Annotated in this window: 19 protein-coding genes; 2 read left to right on the forward strand and 17 right to left on the reverse strand. The window is 72.2% G+C overall.

All coding sequences use genetic code 11. The features are described 5' to 3' along the window. Nucleotides 1-113: 113 nt before the first annotated feature. Nucleotides 114-578, reverse strand: a complete 465-nt coding sequence (locus tag IF30_RS0119450; RefSeq protein ID WP_234322764.1) for a TraR/DksA family transcriptional regulator — start codon at nucleotides 576-578, stop codon at nucleotides 114-116. Between the two features lie 637 nt (nucleotides 579-1,215). Between IF30_RS0119450 and ileS the strand changes: the two genes are divergently transcribed. Then, a complete protein-coding gene (gene ileS, locus IF30_RS0119455) occupies nucleotides 1,216-4,398 on the forward strand; it encodes an isoleucine--tRNA ligase (protein ID WP_078891524.1) in 3,183 nt (1,060 codons plus the stop codon). A gap of 143 nt (nucleotides 4,399-4,541) precedes the next feature. On the opposite strand, the gene IF30_RS0119460 is transcribed toward ileS, so the two are convergent. The 16 genes from IF30_RS0119460 to rsmH form a co-directional block, all read right to left on the reverse strand. After that, entirely contained in the window at nucleotides 4,542-5,900 is a 1,359-nt protein-coding gene (locus IF30_RS0119460; RefSeq protein ID WP_030239903.1) for a DivIVA domain-containing protein, read from the reverse strand. 59 nt (nucleotides 5,901-5,959) lie between these two features. After that, nucleotides 5,960-6,241, reverse strand: a complete 282-nt coding sequence (locus IF30_RS0119465; RefSeq protein ID WP_030060143.1) for a YggT family protein — start codon at nucleotides 6,239-6,241, stop codon at nucleotides 5,960-5,962. A 101-nt stretch (nucleotides 6,242-6,342) separates the two neighbouring features. After that, on the reverse strand, nucleotides 6,343-6,954 hold the full coding sequence (locus tag IF30_RS0119470) for a cell division protein SepF (protein ID WP_030239907.1): 612 nt from the start codon (nucleotides 6,952-6,954) through the stop codon (nucleotides 6,343-6,345). Nucleotides 6,955-7,260: 306 nt separating this feature from the next. Further along, the gene (locus IF30_RS0119475) at nucleotides 7,261-8,064 is read right to left on the reverse strand and encodes a YggS family pyridoxal phosphate-dependent enzyme (RefSeq protein WP_078891525.1); all 804 of its coding nucleotides are present in this window, start codon (nucleotides 8,062-8,064) and stop codon (nucleotides 7,261-7,263) included. After that, nucleotides 8,064-8,795, reverse strand: a complete 732-nt coding sequence (gene pgeF / locus IF30_RS0119480; protein ID WP_030239912.1) for a peptidoglycan editing factor PgeF — start codon at nucleotides 8,793-8,795, stop codon at nucleotides 8,064-8,066. Before pgeF ends, IF30_RS0119475 begins: the two co-directional genes overlap by 1 nt. Then, nucleotides 8,792-10,021 carry a cell division protein FtsZ gene (gene ftsZ, locus IF30_RS0119485; RefSeq protein ID WP_030239915.1) on the reverse strand — a complete coding sequence of 410 codons (1,230 nt, stop codon included), beginning with the start codon at nucleotides 10,019-10,021 and terminating at the stop codon, nucleotides 8,792-8,794. The genes pgeF and ftsZ overlap by 4 nt, the downstream gene beginning before the upstream one ends. Before the next feature lie 363 nt (nucleotides 10,022-10,384). After that, nucleotides 10,385-11,191: a cell division protein FtsQ/DivIB gene (locus IF30_RS0119490; protein ID WP_030239917.1), complete on the reverse strand. Its 807-nt coding sequence runs from the start codon at nucleotides 11,189-11,191 to the stop codon at nucleotides 10,385-10,387. Beyond that, nucleotides 11,184-12,290, reverse strand: a complete 1,107-nt coding sequence (gene murG / locus IF30_RS0119495) for an undecaprenyldiphospho-muramoylpentapeptide beta-N-acetylglucosaminyltransferase (protein ID WP_030239918.1) — start codon at nucleotides 12,288-12,290, stop codon at nucleotides 11,184-11,186. Before murG ends, IF30_RS0119490 begins: the two co-directional genes overlap by 8 nt. A gap of 6 nt (nucleotides 12,291-12,296) precedes the next feature. Further along, entirely contained in the window at nucleotides 12,297-13,637 is a 1,341-nt protein-coding gene (gene ftsW / locus IF30_RS0119500) for a putative lipid II flippase FtsW (RefSeq protein ID WP_030239920.1), read from the reverse strand. A gap of 123 nt (nucleotides 13,638-13,760) precedes the next feature. After that, on the reverse strand, nucleotides 13,761-15,245 hold the full coding sequence (locus IF30_RS0119510) for a Mur ligase family protein (protein ID WP_030239924.1): 1,485 nt from the start codon (nucleotides 15,243-15,245) through the stop codon (nucleotides 13,761-13,763). Then, the gene (mraY, locus tag IF30_RS0119515; RefSeq protein WP_030239927.1) at nucleotides 15,242-16,303 is read right to left on the reverse strand and encodes a phospho-N-acetylmuramoyl-pentapeptide-transferase; all 1,062 of its coding nucleotides are present in this window, start codon (nucleotides 16,301-16,303) and stop codon (nucleotides 15,242-15,244) included. The genes IF30_RS0119510 and mraY overlap by 4 nt, the downstream gene beginning before the upstream one ends. After that, entirely contained in the window at nucleotides 16,303-17,706 is a 1,404-nt protein-coding gene (locus IF30_RS0119520; protein ID WP_030239930.1) for a UDP-N-acetylmuramoyl-tripeptide--D-alanyl-D-alanine ligase, read from the reverse strand. The genes mraY and IF30_RS0119520 overlap by 1 nt, the downstream gene beginning before the upstream one ends. Then, on the reverse strand, nucleotides 17,703-19,346 hold the full coding sequence (locus IF30_RS0119525) for a UDP-N-acetylmuramoyl-L-alanyl-D-glutamate--2,6-diaminopimelate ligase (RefSeq protein ID WP_078891527.1): 1,644 nt from the start codon (nucleotides 19,344-19,346) through the stop codon (nucleotides 17,703-17,705). Before IF30_RS0119525 ends, IF30_RS0119520 begins: the two co-directional genes overlap by 4 nt. 6 nt (nucleotides 19,347-19,352) lie before the next feature. After that, nucleotides 19,353-21,545 (reverse strand): peptidoglycan D,D-transpeptidase FtsI family protein, encoded by a 2,193-nt coding sequence (locus IF30_RS0119530; protein ID WP_078891528.1) that lies wholly within the window; start codon nucleotides 21,543-21,545, stop codon nucleotides 19,353-19,355. 73 nt (nucleotides 21,546-21,618) lie between these two features. Continuing rightward, a complete protein-coding gene (locus IF30_RS0119535) occupies nucleotides 21,619-22,119 on the reverse strand; it encodes a hypothetical protein (RefSeq protein ID WP_234322765.1) in 501 nt (166 codons plus the stop codon). A 156-nt stretch (nucleotides 22,120-22,275) separates the two neighbouring features. Next, nucleotides 22,276-23,250 carry a 16S rRNA (cytosine(1402)-N(4))-methyltransferase RsmH gene (rsmH, locus tag IF30_RS0119540; protein ID WP_030239939.1) on the reverse strand — a complete coding sequence of 325 codons (975 nt, stop codon included), beginning with the start codon at nucleotides 23,248-23,250 and terminating at the stop codon, nucleotides 22,276-22,278. A gap of 538 nt (nucleotides 23,251-23,788) precedes the next feature. Here rsmH and IF30_RS0119545 point away from each other — a divergent pair. Further along, nucleotides 23,789-24,331, forward strand: a complete 543-nt coding sequence (locus IF30_RS0119545) for a beta-class carbonic anhydrase (RefSeq protein ID WP_030239941.1) — start codon at nucleotides 23,789-23,791, stop codon at nucleotides 24,329-24,331. Nucleotides 24,332-24,585: the final 254 nt, after the last annotated feature.

Raw genomic sequence — 24,585 nt, forward strand, 5'->3', positions numbered from 1 at the left:
GGTGGGCCGGTGACGGCCTTGAAGCGTCCACGAGCGTGGTGGACGCGTCAGGCGACGTTACGGGGTCGAGCGTACGGCAAGCCCGACCCCTCGCGTCGCTCCGGTCGCCCGCTTCAGCGGCGCTCCTGCTTGGCCTTGCACTGCACGCAGAGCGTCGCCCTGGGGAACGCCTGCATCCGGGCCTTGCCGATGGCCTGGCCGCAGGACTCGCAGGTGCCGAAGCCGACGCCCTCCAGCCGGGCCAGGGCCCGCTCGGTCTGGGCGAGGCTGTCCCGCGCGTTGTTGGCGAGCGCGAGTTCGCTCTCCCGCGAGATGTTCTTCGTACCGGCGTCCACCTGGTCGTCGCCGGCTCCGTCGTTGGAGTCGCGCATCAGGCCCGAGATGGCCGCCTCGGCGGCGTCGATCTCGTTCTGCAGCCGCTCCAGCTCGCTGATCAGCTCGGTGTGCAGCTCGTGGACCTCGTCGGTGGTCCACGCCTCCTCGCCGGGCCGGACCGGCAGCGTGGCCGGGTCGACGGACTCGGCTCCTCGCGACACGGTGACGGTGTCGGTGCCGGTCTTGGATGCGGTAGTGGTCACGGTCCCCTCCCCTGGATCGACCGCCACGGCCTTGCGTGCCCGCTTGGTGGCGGTACCCGCGCCGGTTCCCTTCTCAGCCATGGCTTCGACCCCATCTACGAACGAATCGAGCCGCCGGTTCCCGGCGGCTTCCAGTGCCGGAACGATAATCCCGATCAAAACCGGTCACAACATGACATACCGACGCCTCACCACGATCCCACCCAGGCAGCCGCCCAGCCGCCACGCCCCGCGCGCTGAGAGGGTTGTGCCCAGATCGCCCGCGCCTAACCACCCCTCTGACCAGCCCCGCCGCCCGTCCCGGCCCCGCCCGCCCGAAACGGTTTGGACAAACCGACTCGCCCGGCCGATACACTGGCCCTGCAAGGCGCAGATGGGACGAGTACCGACGTACGCAGCCACCAGCGACCCGGGGACGGTGCGAGCCCGGGGGTGTGCACGGCGGGAAGATCACCCCGGAGCCGCCGGAAGAACGGCCGCCGCGAAGCCCGCAGCGGCCCACTAGAACCGGCAGCAAGCCCAAACAAGAGGGCCGCAACGCAGCACGCGGCCAAGGAGGGTGGTACCGCGGGGCGGCTTGCCGTCTCGTCCCTCCGGAGGATCCAGCCCACGCATCCGCCGGAGGTAGACGCCAGCGATGAGCTCCCAACCCGCCACCCACCACCACGCTTCCGACGACGCACCGCGCGCGGCCGCCCTCTACAACGCCGTCCCGGCCCAGGTGGACCTGCCCGCCCTGGAACACCGGATCCTCTCCTTCTGGCAGGACGGCAAGATCTTCCAGCGCAGCCTGGAGCAGTCCGAGGGCCGCCCCGAGTGGGTGTTCTACGAGGGCCCGCCGACCGCCAACGGCATGCCCGGCGCCCACCACATCGAGGCCCGCGTCTTCAAGGACGTCTTCCCCCGCTACCGGACGATGAAGGGCTACCACGTCGCCCGCAAGGCCGGCTGGGACTGCCACGGCCTCCCGGTGGAGCTCGCCGTCGAGAAGGAGCTCGGCTTCTCCGGCAAGAAGGACATCGAGGCGTACGGCATCGCCGAGTTCAACGCGAAGTGCCGCGAGTCCGTGACCCGCCACACCGACGCCTTCTCCGAGCTGACCACCCGCATGGGGTACTGGGTCGACCTGGACGAGGCCTACCGGACGATGGACCCGTCGTACGTCCAGTCCGTCTGGTGGTCGCTCAAGCAGATCTTCGACAAGGGCCTGCTGGTCCAGGACCACCGCGTCGCCCCCTGGTGCCCGCGCTGCGGCACCGGCCTGTCCGACCACGAGCTGGCCCAGGGCTACGAGACCGTGGTCGACCCCTCGGTCTTCGTCCGCTTCCCGCTGACCGGCGGCCCGCTGGCCGGCCGGGCCGCCCTGCTGGTGTGGACCACCACCCCGTGGACCCTGGTCTCCAACACCGCGGCCGCCGTCCACCCCGAGGTCACCTACGTGGTGGCCACCGACGGCACCGAGCAGCTGGTCGTCGCCGAGCCGCTGGTCGCCAAGGCCCTCGGCGAGGGCTGGGAGACCACCGGCGAGTCCTTCACCGGCGCCGAGATGGAGCGCTGGTCCTACCGCCGCCCCTTCGACCTGGTCGAGATCGAGGACGCGCACTACGTCCTCAACGCCGACTACGTCACCACCGAGGACGGCACCGGCATCGTCCACCAGTCGCCCGCCTTCGGCGCGGACGACCTCGCGACCTGCCGCCGCTACGGCCTGCCGGTGGTCAACCCGGTGCTCGCCGACGGCACCTTCGCCCCCGAGGTCCCGCTGGTCGGCGGCCAGTTCTTCAAGAAGGCCGACGAGGCCCTGGTCGCGGACCTCAAGGAGCGCGGCCTGCTCTTCCGCCACCTCCCGTACGAGCACAGCTACCCGCACTGCTGGCGCTGCCACACCGCGCTGCTCTACTACGCGCAGCCGTCCTGGTACATCCGGACCACCGCCGTCAAGGACGCGCTGATCCGCGAGAACGAGGCCACCAACTGGTTCCCGGAGACGGTCAAGCACGGCCGCTTCGGCGACTGGCTGAACAACAACATCGACTGGGCGCTCAGCCGCAACCGCTACTGGGGCACCCCGCTGCCGATCTGGCGCTGCGAGGAGGGCCACCTCACCTGCGTCGGCTCGCTGGCCGAGCTCGGCGAGCTCACCGGCACCGACCGCAGCGGCCTCGACCCGCACCGCCCGTACATCGACGAGGTGACCTTCGCCTGCCGCGACTGCGGCGGCACCGCCACCCGCGTGCCCGAGGTCATCGACGCCTGGTACGACTCGGGCTCGATGCCCTTCGCCCAGTACGGCTACCCGTACCAGAACAAGGAGCTGTTCGAGAAGCGCTACCCGGCGCAGTTCATCTCCGAGGCGATCGACCAGACCCGCGGCTGGTTCTACACGCTGATGGCGGTCGGCACCCTGGTGTTCGACCGGAACAGCTACGAGAACGTCGTCTGCCTGGGCCACATCCTGGCCGAGGACGGCCGCAAGATGTCCAAGCACCTGGGCAACACCCTGCAGCCGATCCCGCTGATGGACCAGCACGGCGCCGACGCCGTCCGCTGGTTCATGGCGGCCGGCGGCTCGCCCTGGTCGGCCCGCCGGGTCGGCCACGGCACCATCCAGGAGGTGGTCCGCAAGACCCTCCTCACCTTCTGGAACACCGTCGCCTTCCAGGCCCTGTACGCCCGCACCTCGAACTGGTCGCCCTCCGCGAGCGACCCGGCCCCGGCCGACCGCCGGCAGCTGGACCGCTGGGTGCTCTCCGAGCTGAACACCCTGGTCCGCGAGGTCGACGCGGCCTTCGAGGCGTACGACACCCAGCGCGCCGGCAAGCTGCTCTCCGGCTTCGTCGACGACCTGTCCAACTGGTACGTCCGCCGCGGCCGCCGCCGCTTCTGGCAGGGCGACGCCGCCGCGCTCGCCACCCTGCACGAGGCGCTGGAGACGGTCACCCGCCTGATGGCGCCGCTGACCCCGTTCATCACCGAGCGGGTCTGGCAGGACCTGGTCGTCCCGGTCGTACCGGACGCCCCGGTCTCGGTCCACCTGGCCGCCTGGCCGGAGGCCGACGAGTCGCTGATCGACGCCGACCTCTCCCGGCACATGGCGCTGGTCCGCCGTCTGGTCGAGCTGGGCCGGGCCACCCGCGCCGAGTCCGGCGTGAAGACCCGTCAGCCGCTCTCCCGCGCGCTGGTCGCCGCCCAGGGCTGGGAGGAGCTGCCCGCCGACCTGCGCGCGCAGATCGCCGAGGAGCTCAACGTCTCCACCCTGGAGTCGCTCGCGGAGGTCGGCGGTTCGCTGGTCGACACCAGCGCCAAGGCCAACTTCCGTGCACTGGGCAAGCGGTTCGGCAAGGGCGTGCAGGACGTCGCGAAGGCGGTCGCCGCCGCCGACGCCGCCCGCCTGGCCGCCGAGCTGCGCGCCAACGGCGAGACCTCGGTCGAGCTGAACGGCGAGACGGTCACCCTCTCTCCCGATGAGGTGATCATCACGGAGACCCCGCGCGAGGGCTGGACCGTCGCCAACGAGTCCGGCGCCACCGTCGCCCTCGACCTGGCCATCACCCCGGAGCTCAAGCGCCTCGGCGTCGCCCGCGACGCCATCCGCCAGATCCAGGAGGCCCGCAAGAACTCCGGCCTGGACGTCGCCGACCGCATCGTCCTCCGCTGGCGCGCCACCTCGGAGGAGACCGCCGAGGCCATCGCCGAGCACGGCGTGCTCGTCGCCGAGGAGGTCCTCGCCACGGACTTCGCCGCCGGCGCGGCCGACTGGGAGTCCGAGTCCTTCACCGACGAATCGCTCGGCCTCGCCTTCCAGCTCCGCAAGGCCTGACCCGCCCCGAAGCCGCCGGCGCCCCACCCCGGGGCGCCGGCGGCTTCGCCGTACCCGGCCTCGCTCTCCCCGCACACGGAAAGACGCCCCCTCCCCGACCGGAGGTCGGGGAGGGGGCGCCCTCAAAAGGCCGTGCTACGACCTCAGTTGTCGCCGTCCTCGTCGATCAGGAAACCCCGCATCGGCGCCGGAGCCTGCTGCATCGGCTGCGGCGGCTGCGGACGGACCGCCGCCATCGGCTGGGTCATCCCGGCCGGCTGCATCTGCGGAGCACCGCCGTTGCCACCGTTCGACTGCCCGCCGAAGCTCGGCGCTGAGGAGTTGCCGCCGAAGGAGCCGTTCCCGCCGAAGGACGGCGAGTTGCCACCGAAGGACGGCTGGTTGCCACCGAAGCTCGGCGCACCGCTGCCCATCGCACCCGCACCGGCCGGCGCCATCGACGAGGCCGCCGGCGGCAGCGACGCGGTGGCGGGGATCCGCGGCGGGGCGAGCGAGTCGTCGGCCTGCGACTCCAGCTGACGCAGCTGGGTCTCCAGGTACGACTTCAGGCGCGTGCGGTACTCACGCTCGAACGCCCGCAGGTCCTCGACCTTGCGCTCCAGCGTGGCCCGCGCGGACTCCAGCGAGCCCATCGCGACACGGTGCTTCTCCTGCGCGTCCCGCTCCAGGGCGTCGGCCTTGGCGCGGGCGTCGCGCTCCAGGCCCTCGGCCCGGCTGCGCGCCTCGCCGACGATCTTGTTGGCCTCGGAACGGGCCTCGGAGATCGCCTGGTCGGCGGTCTGCTGAGCGAGTGCCAGCACGCGGGCGGCGCTGTCGCCACCGGGGCCCTGCTGCTGCATCGGGCCGCCCATGGGGCCGCCCATCTGCTGCGGGCCGCCCATGGGGCCGCCCATCTGCTGCATCTGCTGCTGCTGACCCATGCCCTGGCCCATGCCCTGGCCCATCGGGTTGCCCATCTGCTGCGGACCACCGGGGCCGCCCATGGGCTGGAGCATCTGGCCACCCATCGGCTGGACCAGCTGCTGCTGGCCGCCCATGGTCTGGTTCATCTGCTGCTGGCCACCGGCCGGAAGCTGAGGCGCGGAGCCGGCGGGCAGGCCGAGCGGCTGGTTGCCCATCTGCTGCTGCTGGGGACCACCGGGGCCCATCTGCTGCGGGCCGCCCGGGCCCATCTGCTGGGGACCACCGGGGCCCATCTGCTGCGGGCCGCCCGGACCCTGCTGGCCGGGGACCGGCGGGCCGGATATGGCGGCCGGCACCGGGGCTCCGCCCTGACGGGGAGCGTCCTGCTGCGGCTCCTTGCGCAAGTTGGCCTGGTTCTGCGCGGCGGCACGAGTCGCGGCGGCCAGCTTGGCGCGCAGGTCCTCGTTCTCCCGGAGGAGGCGGGTCAGCTCCGCCTCGACCTCGTCGAGGAAGGCATCGACCTCGTCCTCGTCATAGCCTTCACGCAGGCGGACGGTCGTGAACTGCTTGTTCCGAACGTCCTCGGGGGTCAATGGCATCTCTTCACCTCAACGTGATCGTCGGCACACCGGCATCCTGTCGCATCGCTCACCTACGACTAGGGGTGCACAAGCGAGATCAGGACATACACAATGATCATCAGTACGAAGAAGGACAGGTCGAGCGCCACGCCCCCGAAACGCAACGGCGGAATGAGCCGCCGAAGAAGCTTGAGCGGCGGATCCGTGACAGTGTACGTGGCCTCCAGGACCAGGACCATGGCCTTGCCGGGCCGCCACGAACGCGCGAACTGGAAGACCCAGTCCATGACCAGCCGTACGAGCAGGAACACCAGGAAGACGGTCAGGGCGTAGTAGAGCACCGCCCACACGATGTCCATCGCGTTTTCCCTCTCCCCGGTCCCGAGCCACTCGGGCCCGCCGCTCGTCACCTGTCGCTAACCCACTGTTGATCAGATCCACACCTAAAGTCGTGGCCGGGTCAGCTCTGGTTGAAGAACCCACCCTCGGCGATCCGAGCCTTGTCCTCCGCCGTGACATCGACGTTAGCAGGCGACAGCAGGAACACCTTCTGTGTCACGCGCTCGATACTGCCGTGCAGACCGAAGACGAGTCCAGCGGCGAAGTCTACGAGTCGCTTCGCGTCGGTGTCGTCCATCTCGGTCAGATTCATGATCACAGGGGTCCCGCCGCGGAACTGTTCCCCGATGGTACGGGCCTCGTTGTAGGTCCGGGGGTGCAGCGTGGTGATGCGGTAGGGCTCTCGTTCGTTCACTACCTTGGGCATGATCACCGGGGCGCTCTTCTCCAGGTTGTGGCGGCGTTCGGGTGTGATGGATGACACGGGCGCCATCCTCGGGGTCTCCTGTCGGATCGGCACCGCCGCCGGCACCGGCTGCGGGGTGATCGAGGAGACCGGGGCGGGCGTGGCGGCCGCGGCGGCGGGCCGGGGGATGTCCTCGGCCCGCTGTCCCGTCCGGATCGGTTCGGGGTCCGCGTCGTAGTCGTCGTCGGGGTCGTACCCCTGGCCGTCGTACGTCTCGTCCTCCACGAGGCCGAGGTAGACCGCCATCTTGCGCATTGCGCCGGCCATGCTCCTGTCTCCTCCGCTCATAGCCACCTCGCTGGCGCTCGGTGGCGGCTTCGCGAAACGCGCACCTTCCGATGGTCGCTCGCTCTGCTCGCTCCGTGCGGACCGGCTCCGTCCCGGCGGCCCGGGCCGTCCGGCCCTGCCTGCGGATTCCGCGGTCCCATCCACGACGGCGCGCCAGGCCGACGGCCTGTCAGGGTTCGTGGGGTGGGGGCCGCGGCGCTGCGATCCACGGTTCGCTAGCGCTCCGGAGAGCTGCTAGATTCTGTCCTATTTTGTCCTGCAGTCTGATCTACTTACCCGGTGACGTTACCTGAGGGGTGACCTCACTCCGAGTACCGCCGTTCCGACGCGCACATGTGTCGCCCCGGCGGCAATCGCCTGCTCAAGGTCGCCGCTCATCCCTGCGGAGACCATGGTGGCAGCAGGATGGGCCGCCCGTACGGCGGTTGCGATTTCCGCCAGTCGGTCGAACGCCCGGGCCGGGTCGCCGGCCAGCGGACCGGCCAGCGGAGCGACGGTCATCACACCGTCGAGCCGCAACCCGGGGGCGCCGGCGATCGCGTCCGCCAGGCCGGCGACGTCCTTCGGCGCGACCCCGGCCCGATGGGCGCCTTCGTCGTGTTCCTTGTCGAGGGCGACCTGCACCAGGCAGCCCAGCTCCGGGCGCTCCGACTTGAGCACCGCCGCGGAGAGCGACTCGACCAGCCGCAGCCGGTCCACCGAGTGCACGTGGTTCGCGTACCGGACGACCGAGCGGACCTTGTTGGTCTGCAACTGTCCGACGAAGTGCCAGTCAAGAGGAAGGTTTCTGCACTGCTCCGCCTTGGGCGCGGCGTCCTGGTCGCGGTTCTCCGCGACGTCCGTCACCCCCAGCCCGGCCAGCAGTGCGCTGTCCTCGGCGGGGTAGGTCTTGGTGACGACGATCAGGGTGACCTCGTCCCGCGCGCGCCCGGCGGCCGCGCAGGCGTCCGCGATCCGGCGTTCGACCACGTCGAGGTTGGTCCCCAACTCCTCGTACCGGGCCCGCTGGCCCTCGGTCAGCGCGTCCAGCCAGCTCCGGTCGGGGAAGCCGGCGCCGCCCGGGAACGGTCCGTAGATGTCGTTCGTCATCAGTGATCAGAGCCCAACCAGACGTAGCTCGCGAGCCGGCCCGTGCGCTGCTCGCGGCGATAGGAGTAGTGATCGGCGGATTCGAGGGTGCAGACCGGTGATCGCACCAGCTCGTTGACCCCCGCCGCGGCCAGCTGGGCCGCGACGCCCTCCGGCACGTCCAGGGCCGGGGTTCCCCAGGAGGTCTCGGCGAACGCCTCGGGCACCACGGCCGCGACCTCGGCGCGCAGTTGCGCCGGCACCTCGTAGCAGCTCCCGCAGACCGCCGGCCCGGTGGCGGCGACGATCCGCGCGGGCTCGGCTCCCAGTCCGACCATCGCCCGGACGACCGCGGGCACCACCCCGGCCGCCAGCCCGGGCCGACCCGCGTGGGCCGCGCCCACCACGCCCGCCACCGGGTCGGCCAGCAGCACCGGTGTGCAGTCGGCGGTCAGCACCGCCAGCGCGAGCGGCCGGTCGGTGACCACCGCGTCCACCGTCGGGGCCTCCCCCAGCGGCTGGCGCTCCGTCACCACGGCGACCTCGGCACCGTGCACCTGGTTCATCCACACCACGTCGGCCGGTTCGAGCCCCACCTCCCGGGCCGCGAGCGCCCGGTTCTCCCGGACGGCCTCCGGGTCGTCCCCGACGGCGCCGCCGAGGTTGAGCTCCCCGTACGGCGAAGTGCTCACCCCGCCCCACCGGTCGGTGAAGGCGAAGTGAGCACCCGCGCGTACGGCGTGATCGATCACTTAAGGAAGTCCGGCACGTCGAGTTCCTCGGCCGGGCTCTCCACGTACGGCTGGCGGGTCGGCTGCACCTGCGGCGGCACCGGAGCGGCGGCGGTCGTGGCGGCCGGGGTCTCGGCCGACCGGGTCGGCGCTGCGGCCTCGCCCTCCGGACGGGACGTCACCGAGCCGATGTTCCCGTAGGACGGCCGGGCGGCCGGGCGGTCCGGGGCGGCCGGCGGCGTGGCCGGGCGGTCCGGAGCGGTCGACTTGACCACCGGGTCGCGGACGATCGCCGGCGGCTGCCCGCCGTCGAAGCCGGCCGCGATGACGGTGACCCGGACCTCGTCGCCGAGCGCGTCGTCGATGACCGCACCGAAGATGATGTTGGCCTCGGGGTGGGCGGCCTCGCTGACCAGCTGGGCCGACTCGTTGATCTCGAACAGGCCGAGGTCGGAACCGCCCGAGATGGAGAGCAGCACGCCGCGGGCGCCGTCGATCGAGGCCTCCAGCAGCGGCGAGGAGATCGCCATCACGGCGGCGGCCTTGGCGCGGTCCTCACCGCGGGCGGAGCCGATGCCCATGAGCGCCGAGCCGGCCTCGGACATGACGGACTTGACGTCCGCGAAGTCGAGGTTGATCAGACCCGGGGTGGTGATCAGGTCGGTGATGCCCTGGACACCGGAGAGCAGGACCTGGTCGGCCGAGCGGAACGCGTCGAGGACGCTGACCTGGCGGTCCGAGATGGACAGCAGCCGGTCGTTGGGGATCACGATGAGGGTGTCGACCTCTTCGCGCAGGGAGGCGATGCCGTCCTCGGCCTGGTTGGCCCGACGCCGGCCCTCGAAGGTGAAGGGGCGGGTGACCACGCCGATGGTCAGGGCGCCCAGGGAGCGCGCGATGTTGGCGACGACGGGAGCGCCGCCCGTTCCCGTGCCACCGCCCTCACCGGCGGTCACGAAGACCATGTCGGCCCCCTTGAGGACCTCCTCGATCTCCTCGCGGTGGTCCTCGGCGGCCTTGCGGCCGACCTCGGGGTTGGCGCCGGCGCCGAGGCCCCGGGTGAGTTCACGGCCCACATCGAGCTTGACGTCGGCGTCGCTCATGAGGAGGGCCTGCGCATCGGTGTTGATCGCGATGAACTCGACGCCCTTGAGACCGACCTCGATCATCCGGTTGATGGCGTTGACACCACCGCCGCCGATACCGACGACCTTGATGACTGCGAGGTAGTTCTGCGGTGCTGCCACGTCGAAGGCCTCTCGCCTCGAATTTCCGGGTCGGCCCGGCCCGGCGAGGGTCCGTTCCGACGGATGTCGATGGGTAGGGAGCCTGGTTTCTGACTGAATGTCCGAAATGCCGACCGCCGACCCCAACCCTAAACTTGACCTTTAGGGTTAGTCCTGTGTCTCCGTCACATCACCAAGGGACACAGTCTGGTGACACAGGACACTAGGTCGCCCCGGGCACGTGTTTCAACGAACACGCCGAGCTTCCCTTTTTCTTTTGAGCCTATGTGATCATCAGCCGGCTTATGAAACCGGGGTGACCACCAAGGGTCGGGCCGACACTTCGAGGCGTCAACCCCTCCCTCAGCCACAGAACCTACCGGATCATCCCGACACCGCCGGCGCCTCCGGCGCCGTCACGTCGAAGTTCGTGCCCTTCGCGTTCATCAGGGCCACCAGCACCCGGGCCTTCCGGTCGATCTGCTCCGGACTCCCCCAACGCACCGTCGCACCCCCGCTGAGCTGCAGCTCGATGTCGTCGTACGAATGCACCAGCACCACCCCGGCGCGCTTGGCGACCTCCGGCGGGAGCCCGGCGGCCACCGCGACCGCGCCCTGCACCAGCTGCGGACGGGAGATCACCCCGTCCGCGTCGTTCGCCTGCTGACTGAGCCGCAGCTCCACCACCGGCACGCCCTCCGGCGGGGCCGCCTCGGTGGCGAAGCTCACGCCCCCGGCGTCCACCTGGGTGAACTGGCCGTCCTCCCCCTTGACGGCGGCCACCGCCCTGCGCTGGACGACCTTCACCTGTAGGGTGTGCGGCCAGCCCCGCCACACCTCGGCCTTCGACACCCGGGGGATCGCCTCCACCCGGTGCCGGACGTCGTCCAGGTCCACCCGGGCCAGCGGGCCGTCACCGAGGCCGCCGATCGCGTCGCGGACCTGGGCCGCCGTCAGTTTGTCGTCGGTCGGGCCCTGGACGGCGACGCTGCGCACGTCCAGGACCGACGAGAAGAACACCAGCCAGGCCAGCCCGCCCAGTACCGCGGCGCCGAGCACGCTCAGCACCACGATGCCCCGCCGGGAGAGCCGGAGACGGGGAGCGGACTCCTCGTCGTCCCCGAACTCGTCCTCGTCCCGGAGGTACCCCCGGCCGGAGGCCGGCGGATCGGCGAGCCGGCCGTCAGCCACGGCGGCGACCGCCGCGGTGGGCCTGGATGGCCTCGTAGACCATGCCGACCAGGAGGTCGTCGGCGTCCCGGCGGCCGAACTCGGCGGCGGACCGGCTCATGTCCCAGAGCCGCTGCGGGTCGGTGAGCACCGGCAGCACGTTCTGCAGCACCCAGTCCGGGGTCAGCTCGGCGTCGTCCACCAGCAGGCCGCCGCCGGCCTTGACCATCGGCTGGGCGTTCAGCCGCTGCTCGCCGTTGCCGATCGGCAGCGGCACGAAGGCGGCGGGCAGGCCGACGGCCGCCAGCTCGGCCACCGTCATGGCGCCGGCCCGGCAGAGCATCATGTCGGCGGCCGCGTAGGCGAGGTCCATCCGGTCGAGGTAGGGCACCGGGCGGTACGGCGGCATCCCGGGGACGTCCGCGACCTGCGGCAGCTCGTTCTTCGGGCCGACCGCGTGCAGGATCTGCACGCCGTACTGCTGGAGCCGCGGAGCGATCGCGGTGACCGTCTCGTTGAGCCGGCGCGCGCCCTGCGAGCCGCCGGAGACCAGCAGGGTGGGCAGCCGCTGGTCGAGGCCGAAGTAGTGCCGGGCCTCCGGGCGGGCCGCGTTGCGGTCCAGGGTCGCGATGGTCCGGCGCAGCGGGATGCCGATGTACCGGGAGTCGCGCAGCTTGCTGTCGGGCGTGGAGACCGCCACGAAGTCGCTGTAGCGGGCGCCGATCTTGTTGGCCAGGCCCGGACGCGCGTTCGCCTCGTGCACCACGATCGGCACGCCGGCCCGCTTGGCCGCCAGGTAGGCCGGCATCGCGACGTAGCCGCCGAAGCCGACCACGGCGTCCGCGTTGACCCGCTCGATGATCTCCTGGGCGGCCCGGACGGTGCCGCGCAGCCGGCCGGGGACGGTGATCAGCTCCGGGGTGGGCTTGCGGGGCAGCGGAACGGCCGGGATGAGCTCCAGCTGGTAGCCGCGCTCGGGCACCAGCCGGGTCTCCAGACCGCGCTCGGTGCCCAGGGCGGTGATCCCGATGGACGGGTCGTGCCTGCGGAGGGCGTCCGCGAGGGCCATGGCCGGCTCGATGTGACCGGCGGTCCCCCCGCCGGCGAGTACGACATGCACCGAAATTCACCGCTCCCTGCGTGCCGGCCCGGAGGCCGGGCGCGCTGTGGTTCGTCGTCGTGGCAGCACCCGGGCCAGTCGCTTCCTGATCCGGGAGTTCTTGCTCCGGGCGGCCAGGGCCGCCTTCGCGCCCGAGGTGCTGCGCGCCAGGCACAGCAGCACACCGATCGCGGACATGGCCGACAGCATGGCGGAACCGCCGTAGGAGAACAGCGGGAGCGGGACGCCCGCGATGGGCAGCAGTCCCAGCGCCGACCCCAGGTTGATCACGGCCTGCGCCGTGATCCAGGTGGTGGCGGCTCCCGCGGCGTACCTGACGAAGGGGTCCTTCGTACCGATGGCCACACGGATACCCGCGTAGCCTAGTGCCGCGAAGAGCCCGATCACCGACAGCGTCCCCACCAGGCCCAGTTCCTCGCCGGTCGCGGCGAAGATGAAGTCGGTGTGCGCCTCGGGCAGCTGGCCCCATTTCTCCACGCCGGCGCCCAGGCCGGTGCCGAAGCCGCCGCCGAGCGCGAACGAGTAGACGCCGTGCAGCGCCTGGAAGCAGGCGCCCGCCGGGTCGGGCTTGGTGACGCCGATGCAGGCCAGGCGCTCCGCCCGGTGCGGGACGGTGACGACCAGGGCGGTGCAGACGACCACCGCCACCCCGAGGGTGGCCACGAACAGCCGCAGCGGTGCGCCGACCATCCACAGCAGCGCGAACACCATGGCGACCAGGATCATCGAGGTGCCCATGTCGCCGCCGATCATGATCAGCGCGAGCAGCAGCAGGGCCCCCGGCACCAGCGGCACCAGCAGGTGCTTCCACGAGTTCAGGGTGCCGGCCTTCTGCTTGCGGGCGAGCAGGTCGGCGCCCCAGAGCACCAGGGCGAGCTTGGCGAACTCGGACGGCTGGAATTGGAAGAAACCGAAGTCCAGCCAGTTCTGGTTGCCGTTGATCCGCACCCCGATGCCGGGCACGGCGACCAGCACGAGCGCGCCGATCACACCGAACATCACCGGGTAGGTGATCACCCGCAGCACCGCCACCGGGACGGAGGCGAAGCCGATCAGCAGGACGAGGCCGAGGATGGCCGCGATCAACTGCTTGAGGAAGTAGTACTGGGCCGAGTGGTGCTGGCCGAGGGCGAGGATCTGCGAGGCCGAGAAGACCATCATCAGGCCGAGCACGACGAGCAGCAGGGTGCTGCCGACGACCAGCAGGTACGGGGTGAGCGGCCGGTCCAGCCAGTACCGGACCCTGGCCCGGAAGGCCTGGACCCGGGCCAGCGGACCGGCCGACTTGTACTTGGTCGTGGTGGCGGAGATCACTCGCCACGGCTCGGCGGCCTCCTGCTTGCCCACGCCGGAATCCGCCCTGCCCTGCCCCGCCACCGCTCCCCGCTCACTTTCTCCGTACGACGCGCACGACGCGCACCGGTACGGCGTGTACGCGCACGGCGTGTACGACGCCGTCGCGCCGGCCGGCTAGTCGTCCGCGAGCTCCCGGACGGCCGCCGCGAACAGGTCGCCGCGCTCGCCGTAGTTCGTGAACATGTCCATCGAGGCGCAGGCCGGTGCCAGCAGCACCGTGTCACCCGATCGGGCGAGCGACGCGGCCGTGCGGACGACCTCCGCCATCGCCACCGCGCCAGTCTGGCCCTCGGCCGCCTCGATCACCGGCACATCCGGAGCGTGTCGCTCCAGTGCCTCGCGGATCACTGCCCGGTCCTCGCCGATCAGCACGACCGCGCGCAGCCGCTCGGCCGCGCCCCCGACCAGGTCGTCGAAGGTCGCGCCCTTGGCCAGGCCGCCGGCGATCCAGACGACCGGCCGGTAGGCGGCCAACGAGGCCGCCGCGGCGTGGGTGTTGGTGGCCTTGGAGTCGTCGATGTACGTGACCTCGCGGACCACGCCGACCTCGGCGATCCGGTGGGCGTCCGGGCGGAACGCCCGCAGGCCCTCCCGGACGGCCTTCGGCTCGACGCCGTAGGCCCGGGCCAGCGCCGCCGCGGCGAGCGCGTTGGCGATGTTGTGCGGGGCGGCGGGGCGGCGCGGCCCGGCGTCCTCGCCGGACGGCCGGAGGCGGGCGGCGGGCGGGCTGACGTCGTCGACGGAGCCCAGCTCGGCCGCGTTGTTGGCCCGGTCCTCGACGAAGGCCCGGTCCACCAGCAAGCCGTCCACCACGCCGAAGTTCGACGGCCCCGGCGCACCGAGGCCGAACCCGATCGCCCGGCAGCCCTCCTCGACGTCGGCCTCGCGGACCAGCGCCTCGGTGGCCGGGTCGGCCAGGTTGTACACGCAGGCGACGGCATTGCCCTGGTAGATCCGGCCCTTGTCGGCGGCGTACGCCTCCATCGAGCCGTGCCAGTCGAGGTGGTCGGGGGCCAGGTTGAGCACCGCCGCCGAGTGCGGGCGCAGCGAGGGCGCCCAGTGCAGCTGGTAGCTGGAGAGCTCGACGGCCAGCACGTCGTACGGCTCCTCGGCGAGCACCGCGTCCAGCACCGAGACCCCGACGTTGCCGACGGCGGCGGTGCGCTTGCCGGCGGCGGTGAGGATCGAGGCGAGCATCTGGACGGTGGTGGTCTTGCCGTTGGTGCCGGTGACGGCCAGCCAGGGGGCGGGCTCGCCGGTGCCCGGCAGCGGCTTGCGCAGCCGCCAGGCCAGCTCGACGTCGCCCCAGACCGGCACCCCGGCCGCCTCGGCGGCGGCGAACAGCGGGCTGTCCGGCGCCCAGCCGGGCGAGGTGACGATCAGTTCGGTGCCTTCGGGCAGGCTCGCGCCGTCGCCGAGGCGCACGGTGACGCCCTGCGCCTCCAGTTCGGCGGCCCGGGTGGTCAGGCCGGGCCCGCTGCCGCCGTCCACGACGGTGACGCGGGCGCCGAGGCCGCGCAGGACGCGCGCGGCGCTGATGCCCGAGACGCCGAGCCCGGCGACGACGACGGGCAGCTTCGCAAAGTCAGGATTCGTCATCCGGTCCGGTATCCCGCGTAGAAGAGGCCGAGGCCGACGGCCACGCACAGGCCCTGGATGATCCAGAAGCGGACCACGACCAGGACCTCGCTCCAGCCCTTGAGTTCGAAGTGGTGCTGCAGTGGTGCCATCTTGAAGACGCGCTTGCCGGTCATCCGGAACGAGCCGACCTGGATGATCACCGACAGGGTGATGACCATGAAGAGGCCGCCGAGCATGATGAGCAGCAGCTCGGTGCGGGAGCAGATCGCCAGGCCGGCCAGGGCGCCGCCGAGGGCGAGCGAGCCGGTGTCCCCCATGAAGATCTTGGCGGGCGACGTGTTCCACCACAGGAAGCCGAAGCAGGAGCCCATCAGGGCGGCCGCGACCACCGCGAGGTCCAGCGGGTCGCGGACGTCGTAGCAGCTGACGGTCGCGGTGACGGTGTAGGCGCAGCTCTGCCCGTACTCCCAGACGCCGATGAAGGTGTAGGCGCCGAAGGCCATCACCGAGGCGCCGGTGGCGAGGCCGTCCAGACCGTCCGTCAGGTTAACGCCGTTGGAGGTCGCCGCGATCATGAAGTACGCGAAGATGACGAACAGCACCGGGCCGATCGACCACTTGAAGTCGCGCACGAAGGACAGCGACTGCGAGGCCGGGCTGAGCCCGCGGTCGTCGTGGAACTGCAGCGCCAGGATCGCGAACGCGAGGCCGACGATGGACTGGCCGGCCAGCTTCGCCTTGGCCCGCAGACCGAGCGAGCGGCGCTTGACCACCTTGATGTAGTCGTCCAGGAAGCCGACCAGGCCGAGGCCCGCGGTCAGGAAGAGCACCAACAGCCCGGAGGCGGTCGGGCTCTCGCCCGTTATCGCCTTGGTGGCGAAGTACGCGATCAGGGTCGCCAGGATGAAGGCGATGCCGCCCATGGTGGGCGTGCCCTTCTTGCTGTGGTGCGCCTTGGGGCCGTCGTCGCGGATGTACTGGCCGTAGCCCTGCCGGGCGAGCAGCTTGATCAGCGCGGGCGTGCCGGCCAACGAGAGGATCAGGCCGATCATCCCGGAGATGAGGATCTGCTTCATCATCGGGCAGCACCGTCCGCCAGGAGCGCTTCGGCCACCTTCTCCAGCCCCACCGAGCGGGACGCCTTCACCAGGACCACATCCCCCGGCCGCAGCTGACTGCGCAGCAACTCGACCGCTGCGTCCGCGTCGGACACCAGCACCGACTCCTCACCCCACGAACCTTCGTTCCTCGCGCCGAGTTCCATGCAGGCCGCCTCGCGTCCGCCGACCGCCACCAGCTTGGTGACGTCGAGCCGGACGGCGAGCCGCCCGATGGCGTCGTGCTCGGCCAGACTGTCCTCGCCGAGCTCCCGCATCTCGCCGAGCACCGCCCAGGTGCGGCGGCGCTCCGGGCCTCGGCCCCCCATCGAGACCAGCGCCCGCAGCGCGGCCCGCATCGAATCGGGGTTCGCGTTGTAGGCGTCGTTGACGACGGTGACACCATCGGCCCGGTCGACGACCTCCATGCGCCAGCGGGACAGCGCACCCGCCTCGCCCAGGGCTGCGGCGGTGTCGTCGACGGACATCCCGAGCTCCACCGCCACCGCGGCGGCGGCGAGGGCGTTCGAGACGTGGTGCTCACCGTACAGGCGCAGTTGTACGGGCGCGGAACCGGCTGGGGTGGTGAGCGTGAAGGACGGCCGTCCGGTGGCGTCCAGTCGAACGTCCGTCGCCCGGACGTGGGCGTCCGGGGACTCCCCGAACAGGACCACGTTGGCCTTGGTGCGGGATGCCATCGCGCGCACCAGCCGGTCGTCCGCGTTGAGGATCGCGGCCCCGTCGGCGGGCAGCGCCTCGACGAGTTCGCCCTTGGCCTCGGCGATCGCCTCCTTGGAGCCGAACTCGCCGACGTGGGCGGTGCCGACGTTCAGCACCACGCCGACCCGGGGCGGGGTGATCGAGGTGAGGTACTCGATGTCCCCCTTGTGCCGGGCGCCCATCTCCATGACCAGGTGCCGGGTGCCGGCCTCGACCCGCAGCGCGGTCATCGGGTGGCCGATCTCGTTGTTGAGCGAGCCGGGCGGGTAGACGGTCTCGCCGTGGTGCTGGAGCAGCTGGGCGATGAGGTCCTTGGTGCTGGTCTTGCCGGCCGAGCCGGTCAGCGCCACCACGGCGGTGCCCTCGGCGCGGGCGACCACGGTGCGGGCCAACCTGCCGAGGGCCTCCACCACGCTGTCGACCAGGACGGCGGGCACGCCGACCGGGCGGGAGGCGAGCACCGCGACGGCGCCGGCCTCCATCGCGGTGGTCGCGTAGTCGTGGCCGTCGACGCGCTCGCCGACGAAGGCCGCGAACAGGCCGCCGGGGCTCACCTTGCGCGAGTCGACCTCGACCGGGCCGGTGACCAGGACGTCCGGGTCTGCGCCGTCCAGGGTGCCCCCGACTGCGGCGGCCACCTCGGCGAGGGTCAGTGCGATCACTGCTGCTCTACTCCTCGGTCGCCCCGCGCGGCGGTGGTCCGCGCGATGGACTCGCGCAGCACCTCCCGGTCGTCGAAGGGGCGGATCTCGTCTCGTACGTACTGGCCGAGCTCGTGGCCCTTGCCTGCCACCAGCACGGTGTCCCCCGCCCGGGCGCGGTCGACCGCGAGCTGGATCGCCTGGGCCCGGTCGGGGACGACCAGGACGTCCCCGCGCTCGGCCTCGGGCACCGCGGCGGCGCCGGTCAGCATGCTGGCGAGGATCGTCAGCGGGTCCTCGCTGCGCGGGTTGTCGCCGGTCAGCAGGGCGGTGTCGGCGAGGCGGGCGGCGATGGCGCCCATCGGGCCGCGCTTGTGCGGGTCGCGGTCGCCGCCGCAGCCGACGACGACGTGCAGCCTGCCCTTGGTGACCTCGCGCAGCGAGCCGAGGACGGCCTGCAGGGCGTCCGGCTTGTGGGCGTAGTCCACGACGGCCACGAACGGCTGGCCGGCGTCCACGCGCTCCAGTCGGCCGGGCACGCCGGGGACGGCCGCGACGCCGGCCACGACCTCCTCCAGCGGCAGCCCGGCGGCGACCAGCAGGGTGATCGCGGCGAGGGCGTTGGAGACGTTGAACGGGCCGGGCAGCGGCGCGGTCGCCTCGGCCTCGGCTCCGTCCGGGCCGAGCAGCCGGAAGGTGGAGCTCACCGGGCCGAGTCGGACGTCCACGGCCCGCCAGTCGGCCTCCGGGTGGCCGGCGGCGGAGAAGGTGGTCACCGGGATCTTGGCTTCGGCGGCGAGCCGTCGGCCGTACTCGTCGTCCAGGTTGACCACGCCGTGGCGGGACTTGCCGGGCTGGAAGAGCCGGGCCTTCGCCTGGAAGTAGTCCTCCATGTCCGGGTGGAAGTCGAGGTGCTCGGGCGTGAGGTTGTTGAACAGCGCGACGTCGTACGCGACGCCGTCGGTGCGGCCGAAGACCAGGGCGTGGCTGGAGACCTCCATGGCCACCGCGTCGGCACCGCGCTCGGCCATCACGCCGAGGATCGCGTGCAGGTCGGTGGCCTCGGGGGTGGTGCGCTCGCTCTTGATCCGCTCCTCGCCGACCCGCATCTCGACGGTGCCGATCACGCCGGGGCTGCGCCCGGCGCCGCGCAGGCCGCCCTCGACCAGGTACGAGGTGGTGGTCTTGCCGTTGGTGCCGGTCAGCCCGATCATCAGCAGCCGCTCGGAGGGTCGGCCGTAGACGATCGCGGCGAGTTCGCCCATGACGGCCCGCGGCCGGTCCACGACCAGCAGCGGCAGGCCGGTGTCGGCCGCGAGCTCGGCGCCGGCCGGGTCGGTGAGCACAGCTACCGCGCCGCACTCCGCGGCCTTCGCCGCGAAGGCCGCGCCGTGGTGGTTGGCGCCCGGGAAGGCCACGTACACATCGCCTGGGCGGACCGCGCGGGAGTCGTGGGTGACACCGGTGACGGCACCGCCGTCGACGGGCGCGAGGCCCAGCCGAACGGCCAGTTCGGTGAGCGGCAGGGCGGTCGTCCCGGTCGGGCGGGGCGGACTCACGGTGGTTTGATCGGGTTTCGGCACGGCGGGAAGGCTATCCGCCGAAGGGTGTCCAGGGCCAAACCGGCCCCTCGCCGCGCCGTCGCCCCGCTCGTCGCTCATCGTCGTTCACGGCTTCCACTCGACGGGCAGGTTGGGGGCCTGGCTGCCGCTCGGCGGGACCTGCATGGTCTTCAGGGTGAACTCCATCACCTGTTTGAACACCGGGCCGCACAGCTGTCCGCCGAAGTGGCCGTTGACCGGCCCCTGGAGGGTGCAGGAAACGGTGTACCGGGGGGCGTCGGCGGGGGCGAAGCCGATGAAGGAGGCGGTGTAGCCGTCGTAGCCGACGCCGTTGGCGGCGCCCCGGTTCGCGGTGCCGGTCTTGCCGGCCACCCGGTAGCCGGGGATGGCGGCCTTGCCGCCGGTGCCCTGTTCGTCGTCGACGACCGACTCCAGCATCGAGGTGAGGGTCTTGGCCGTCTCCGGGCTGACCACCCGGGTCTGCTCGCCCGGCGGGGTCGGGGTGTACTTGCCGTCCGGGCCGGTGACGCCCTGGACGATGCTGGGCGCGACCCGCACGCCGCCGTTGGCGATGGTCGAGTAGACGGAGGTGGCCTGCAGCGCGTTCATCTGCAGCGGGCCCTGGCCGAAGGAGATGTTGTACTTCTCCGAGCCGACGAGGTCCTCCGGCTTCTTGAGCATCCCCGGGGTCTCCCCGGGGAAGTTCAGGCCGGTCGGCCGGGCGACGCCGAACTTGCGCAGGTAGCCGTCCAGCACCTTGTTGGCCTGCGACTGGTCGCCGCCGCCGAGGGTCTCGACGGCCTCGATGGTGCCGATGTTGGAGGACTTGGCCAGCACTCCGGCCAGGGTCAGGTACCAGGGGTCGTGGTTGACGTCGTCCTTGAACTCCTGGCCGGCGCGCACCAGCCGGTTCGGCACGGTGACCTTGGTGTCCCAGGTGGCCTTGCCCGAGTCCAGCACGGCGGCCAGGCTCATCAGCTTGGCGGTGCTGCCCGGCTCGTACGCGTCGACCAGGGCGGGGTTGCCCAGCTGGGACTGCTTGGACAGGCTCAGGTCGTTGGGGTTGAAACCGGGCGCGGTGGCCATCGCGAGGACCTGGCCGGTCTTCACGTCCTGGACCACGACGTAGCCCTTCTCCGCGCCGGAGTTGGCCACCTGGTCGGTGATCGCCCGCTGGGCGGCCCACTGGATGTCCCGGTTGACGGTCAGCTTCACGTCGCTGCCGGGCACGGCCGGCTCCTTCGACCCCCCGGCCGTGGGCACCAGCCGCCCGCCCGCCTGGGCGTAGCTGCTGTGGCCGTCCTTGCCGGCCAGCTGCTGCTGGTACTGCAGCTCCAGCCCGCCGGCGCCCGCGCCCTCGCCGTTGACGAAGCCGACCAGGTTGGCGGCCAGCCCGTCGGCGGGGTAGACGCGCTTCTGGGTCTCCCGGTTGAACACCCCGGCCAGCGGGTTGGCGCACTCGGTGTCCACCCGGCTGCGGCCGCCCTGGTCGGCGGGCTTGCCGAGCAGCTTCTTCTGGGCCTGGCAGGCCCGCGAGCCGGCCTGCTTCTCCAGGCTCGACTTGAGGTCGCTGATCTGGTTCTTGGCGGCCGGGGTCTGCTGGGCGGCGAGCCGCTTGTAGCGGGTCTTGGGGGTGTGCAGGTCGGCGGCGATCTTCTCCTTGGGCAGCCCGAGGATCGGCGACAGCAGGGCGGCCGCCTGCTCCGGCGCGTCCGGGATGCCGGTCGCGGCCGGGGTGAACATCGCCGGGTCGGCGGTGATGTCGTACGCGTCGACGGTGGCGGCCAGCGCCACCCCGTCGGCGGACGTTATCGAGCCGCGCTCGGCGGTGATCGGGATGTTCAGGTACCGGTTGGTGTTGGCGTCCGCGGCCAGCGCGTCGGAGTCCACCAGCTGGAGCTGGACCAGGCGGCCGGCGAAGACCGAGAACACCAGCGACATCGCCACGCCGATCACCCGCAGGCGGCGCTTCGGTTCGGCCAGCCTGAGCGCCTTGGGGCGCTGCGGCGGTCGGGTCGTCGGGCGCGGCCGCACCGCCGCCCGGCTGCGGGCCGCTGCGCGCTCCTCGGGGCGGCGCTGCTGCGGCGCGCGGGGGGTACGGGCGGCGGCGGTCTTGGCGGGCTGCGCCTTGGCGGACTGGCTGCGGGTCGGCTGGCCCTTGGCCGGCTGCCCCTTGGCCGGCTGGCCCTTGACGGGCCGGCCGCGGTCCGAGGCCGACTGGGCGCGCGGCGCGGCGCCCCGCGGTGCCGGTCGGCGGCCGTTGCCGGTGCCCCCGGAGGGCTGACGGGGCGTGGTCATGCGGCCACCTCGTTACGCTCGGCGGCCGCGTGGCACAGGGCACACCTGTCGATGGTTCGCTCCCTCCGCCCGCTCACCGGCCCGCGCCCCCGTTCGGGTGCGGCTGCGCGGGAGCGGCGGGAGCGGCGGGGTTGAGCTGGATCACCGCGTCGCCGGCCGAGGCCGCCGTCGTCGGTGCGGCCGGTGCGGGCGATGCGGGCGGTGCGGGCGGCGGCGCGGCCGCCGGCGGCTGGGCTGCGCTCGGCGCGGTCTTCGTCGGCCACGGCTCGACGGTCGACCGCTTGACGGGCGGGCTGTCCTGCGCCTGCCCGGGAGTGCCGATCACCTTGCCGCCGTTCGGGACGTCCAGGAAGGCCATCCCGCCGGCCGGGACCATGCCCAGCTCGGCGGCCCGTCTGGCCAGCGCGTCCGGGGCCGAGTTCTGGTCGATCTGGTGCTGCAGCGACTGCTGCTCGTCGGTGGCGACGGTGGTCTGCTTCTGCAGCCGGGACAGCTCGAAGGAGCCTTCGTTGAGCGCGGTGTTCAACGCCAGCAGCCCGAGCAGCCCCGCCGCGAGCAGCACCACGATGAGCACCGCGAACGGCGTGCGCCCCCGGACCGGCCGCCTCCCCGGTCGGACCGTGATGCGTGCCCTGCCCTGCCCGGGGAGTCCTCCCCGCCCCGCCCGGACCTCACCGGCCACCGGCCCCACCGCTTTCCTCCGCCCTCCGGACCCCACCGGGCCGGTTCGTCAGCCCCGCTTGTTTCGGTCCCTGATCCTCTCCGCCACCCGCAGCCGTACGGGGGCGGCGCGCCGGTTCTCCTCGATCTCCTCCTCGGTGGCCTGCTCGGCACCGCGGGTGATCAGTTTGAGCCAGGGCTGGTGCTCCTCCGGGATGAACGGCAGCCCCGGCGGGGCGGTGTTGGTCGCCCCGGCGGCGAAGTACTGCTTCACCAGGCGGTCCTCCAGCGACTGGTAGGACATCACGACCATCCGACCGCCGATGGTGAGGACGTCCAGCGCCCCCGGGATCGCCCGGTCCAGGACCTCCAGCTCGCCGTTGACCTCGATCCGCAGCGCCTGGAACGTCCGCTTGGCCGGGTTCCCGCCGGTGCGGCGGGTCGCCGCCGGAATGGCGTTGCGCACCAACTCGACCAGACGCGCGCTGTTGGTGAACGGTTCCTTCGCCCGCTCCCGGAGGATCACCGAGGCGATCTTCCCGGCGAACCGCTCCTCGCCGTAGAACTTGAGGATCCGGGCCAGCTCGCCGTGGCTGTAGGTGTTCAGCACCTCCGCCGCGCTGATCCCCCGGGTCTGGTCCATCCGCATGTCCAGCGGCGCGTCCTGCGCGTACGCGAAGCCGCGGTCCGCCTCGTCCAACTGCATGGAGGAGACACCGAGGTCGAACAGGACGCCGTCCACGCGGTCGATGCCCAGGCGCTCCAGCACCTCGGGGATCTCGTCGTAGACGGCGTGCACCAGCGTGGCCCGGTCGCCGAACGGGGCCAGCCGCTCGCCGGAGAGCTTCAGCGCCTGCGGGTCGCGGTCCACCGCGACGAGGCGGACCCCGGGGAACTGGGTGAGCAGCGCCTCGCTGTGCCCGCCGAGGCCCAGGGTGGCGTCCACCACCACGGCACCGGGGCGCGAGATCGCCGGAGCCAGTGCGTCCATGCACCGCTGCAGCATCACCGGGACGTGCTTGGGGCCCGGTTCGTTGGTGGTCATGCGCGGTGGCGCCCTTCCTCGGTGCGGAGCAGCCCGACGTCCGGGAGCTGCGACCATTCTCGCCCACCGTTCCCCGGCACGACGAAGCGGCCCGTGGTCCCCGCCCGCTCGAGGGGAAGGTCGTGACCGCCCGGCACCGGGGAAGGTGCGCCAGGTGGCACGGAGCGGGTGGAGGCCACGGGCCGCGTCGACCGGGCCGCACCGGCCGGGGAACGCCCGGTTGACGGGCTCCGGCGGGTGTGCTCCACTGCGCCGCAAACTCTATCGCGCGGGCCCTTCCAGTCAATGGTCCGCTCCGGCGCACCACCCGGGCGGCGGTACGGATCGCCGCAGGTCGCAGCCGTCGGGGCGGCCCTGAGGCGGCCCGACCCGGGGGCCCTCGGAAACCACCGCGCGCCCCCACCCCGCAGGCGCGTGCGGCCCACTCCGGGACCATCCGGACAAACCCTCCTGTTGTGGCTATGCGCTCGATCACAGCGGCACGTTCTGTAGCTCCTCACCCCACCGCGGAGCCCGGATCGGCACTAACGTCGCCGCCATGACAGTGACTCCCGACCGGCCCACGCCGAACGCCGCTGCCGACCCCGCCCGACCCAGCATCATCGACCGCTTCGTGGCGGCCAACCGCGAGTACGCGGTGACCTTCCACGACGGCGGCATGGACGCCCGCCCGGTGCAGAAGATCGCCGTGGTGGCCTGCATGGACGCCCGCCTCGACCTGTTCGCGGCGCTCGGCCTCGAACTGGGCGACGCCCACGTCATCCGCAACGCCGGCGGCGTGGTCACCGACGACACCATCCGTTCCCTCACCATCAGCCAGCGCGCGCTCGGCACCCGCTCGATCGCGCTGATCCACCACACCGGCTGCGGCCTGCTCGGCCTCACCGAGGACTTCCGCCGCGAGCTGGAGCTGGAGGTCGGCCAGCGCCCGCAGTGGGCGGTGGAGTCCTTCGTCGACCTGGACGGCGACGTCCGCCAGTCGATGCAGCGCGTCCGCACCTCGCCCTTCCTGCTGCACACCGACGACGTCCGCGGCTTCGTCTTCGACGTCCACACCGGCCTGCTCCGCGAGATCGACTGACGGCGGCCGGCGCCGCCGCACCCGCCCGTCCCCGCCCGGCCAACGGCGTCCGGGCATTCGGGGACCGCCGAATGGTGACTTCCGGCCACCTCACAGGGGAGAATGCGGCTGCCGGTCGGACCCCGAACCACCTGGGGCGGCCGGGCCGCGGGCCGCCTCCCCGACGCCGGATCCTCCTTCGGAACCGTCCCTGGGACGACCGCGTCAAGCATGGGGTGGGGTTCCGGCCCGGGGACGGGGCGGGCACAGGGTGC

The sequence above is a fragment of the Streptomyces sp. NRRL S-350 genome, from assembly GCF_000719705.1.
Classification (GTDB): domain Bacteria; phylum Actinomycetota; class Actinomycetes; order Streptomycetales; family Streptomycetaceae; genus Kitasatospora.

Excerpts from the sequence above, each read along its gene's own strand:
- rsmH (WP_030239939.1), bottom strand. The coding sequence starts at position 23,250 with ATGACCACCAACGAACCGGGCCCCAAGCACGTCCCGGTGATGCTGCAG.
- IF30_RS0119510 (WP_030239924.1), bottom strand. The coding sequence starts at position 15,245 with ATGACGAATCCTGACTTTGCGAAGCTGCCCGTCGTCGTCGCCGGGCTC.
- IF30_RS0119470 (WP_030239907.1), bottom strand. The coding sequence starts at position 6,954 with ATGGCCGGCGCAATGCGCAAGATGGCGGTCTACCTCGGCCTCGTGGAG.
- IF30_RS0119525 (WP_078891527.1), bottom strand. The coding sequence starts at position 19,346 with ATGAGCGACGAGCGGGGCGACGGCGCGGCGAGGGGCCGGTTTGGCCCT.
- IF30_RS0119465 (WP_030060143.1), bottom strand. The coding sequence starts at position 6,241 with ATGGACATCGTGTGGGCGGTGCTCTACTACGCCCTGACCGTCTTCCTG.
- mraY (WP_030239927.1), bottom strand. The coding sequence starts at position 16,303 with ATGAAGCAGATCCTCATCTCCGGGATGATCGGCCTGATCCTCTCGTTG.
- IF30_RS0119460 (WP_030239903.1), bottom strand. The coding sequence starts at position 5,900 with ATGCCATTGACCCCCGAGGACGTTCGGAACAAGCAGTTCACGACCGTC.
- IF30_RS0119530 (WP_078891528.1), bottom strand. The coding sequence starts at position 21,545 with ATGACCACGCCCCGTCAGCCCTCCGGGGGCACCGGCAACGGCCGCCGA.
- IF30_RS0119545 (WP_030239941.1), top strand. The coding sequence starts at position 23,789 with ATGACAGTGACTCCCGACCGGCCCACGCCGAACGCCGCTGCCGACCCC.
- IF30_RS0119475 (WP_078891525.1), bottom strand. The coding sequence starts at position 8,064 with ATGACGAACGACATCTACGGACCGTTCCCGGGCGGCGCCGGCTTCCCC.
- ileS (WP_078891524.1), top strand. The coding sequence starts at position 1,216 with ATGAGCTCCCAACCCGCCACCCACCACCACGCTTCCGACGACGCACCG.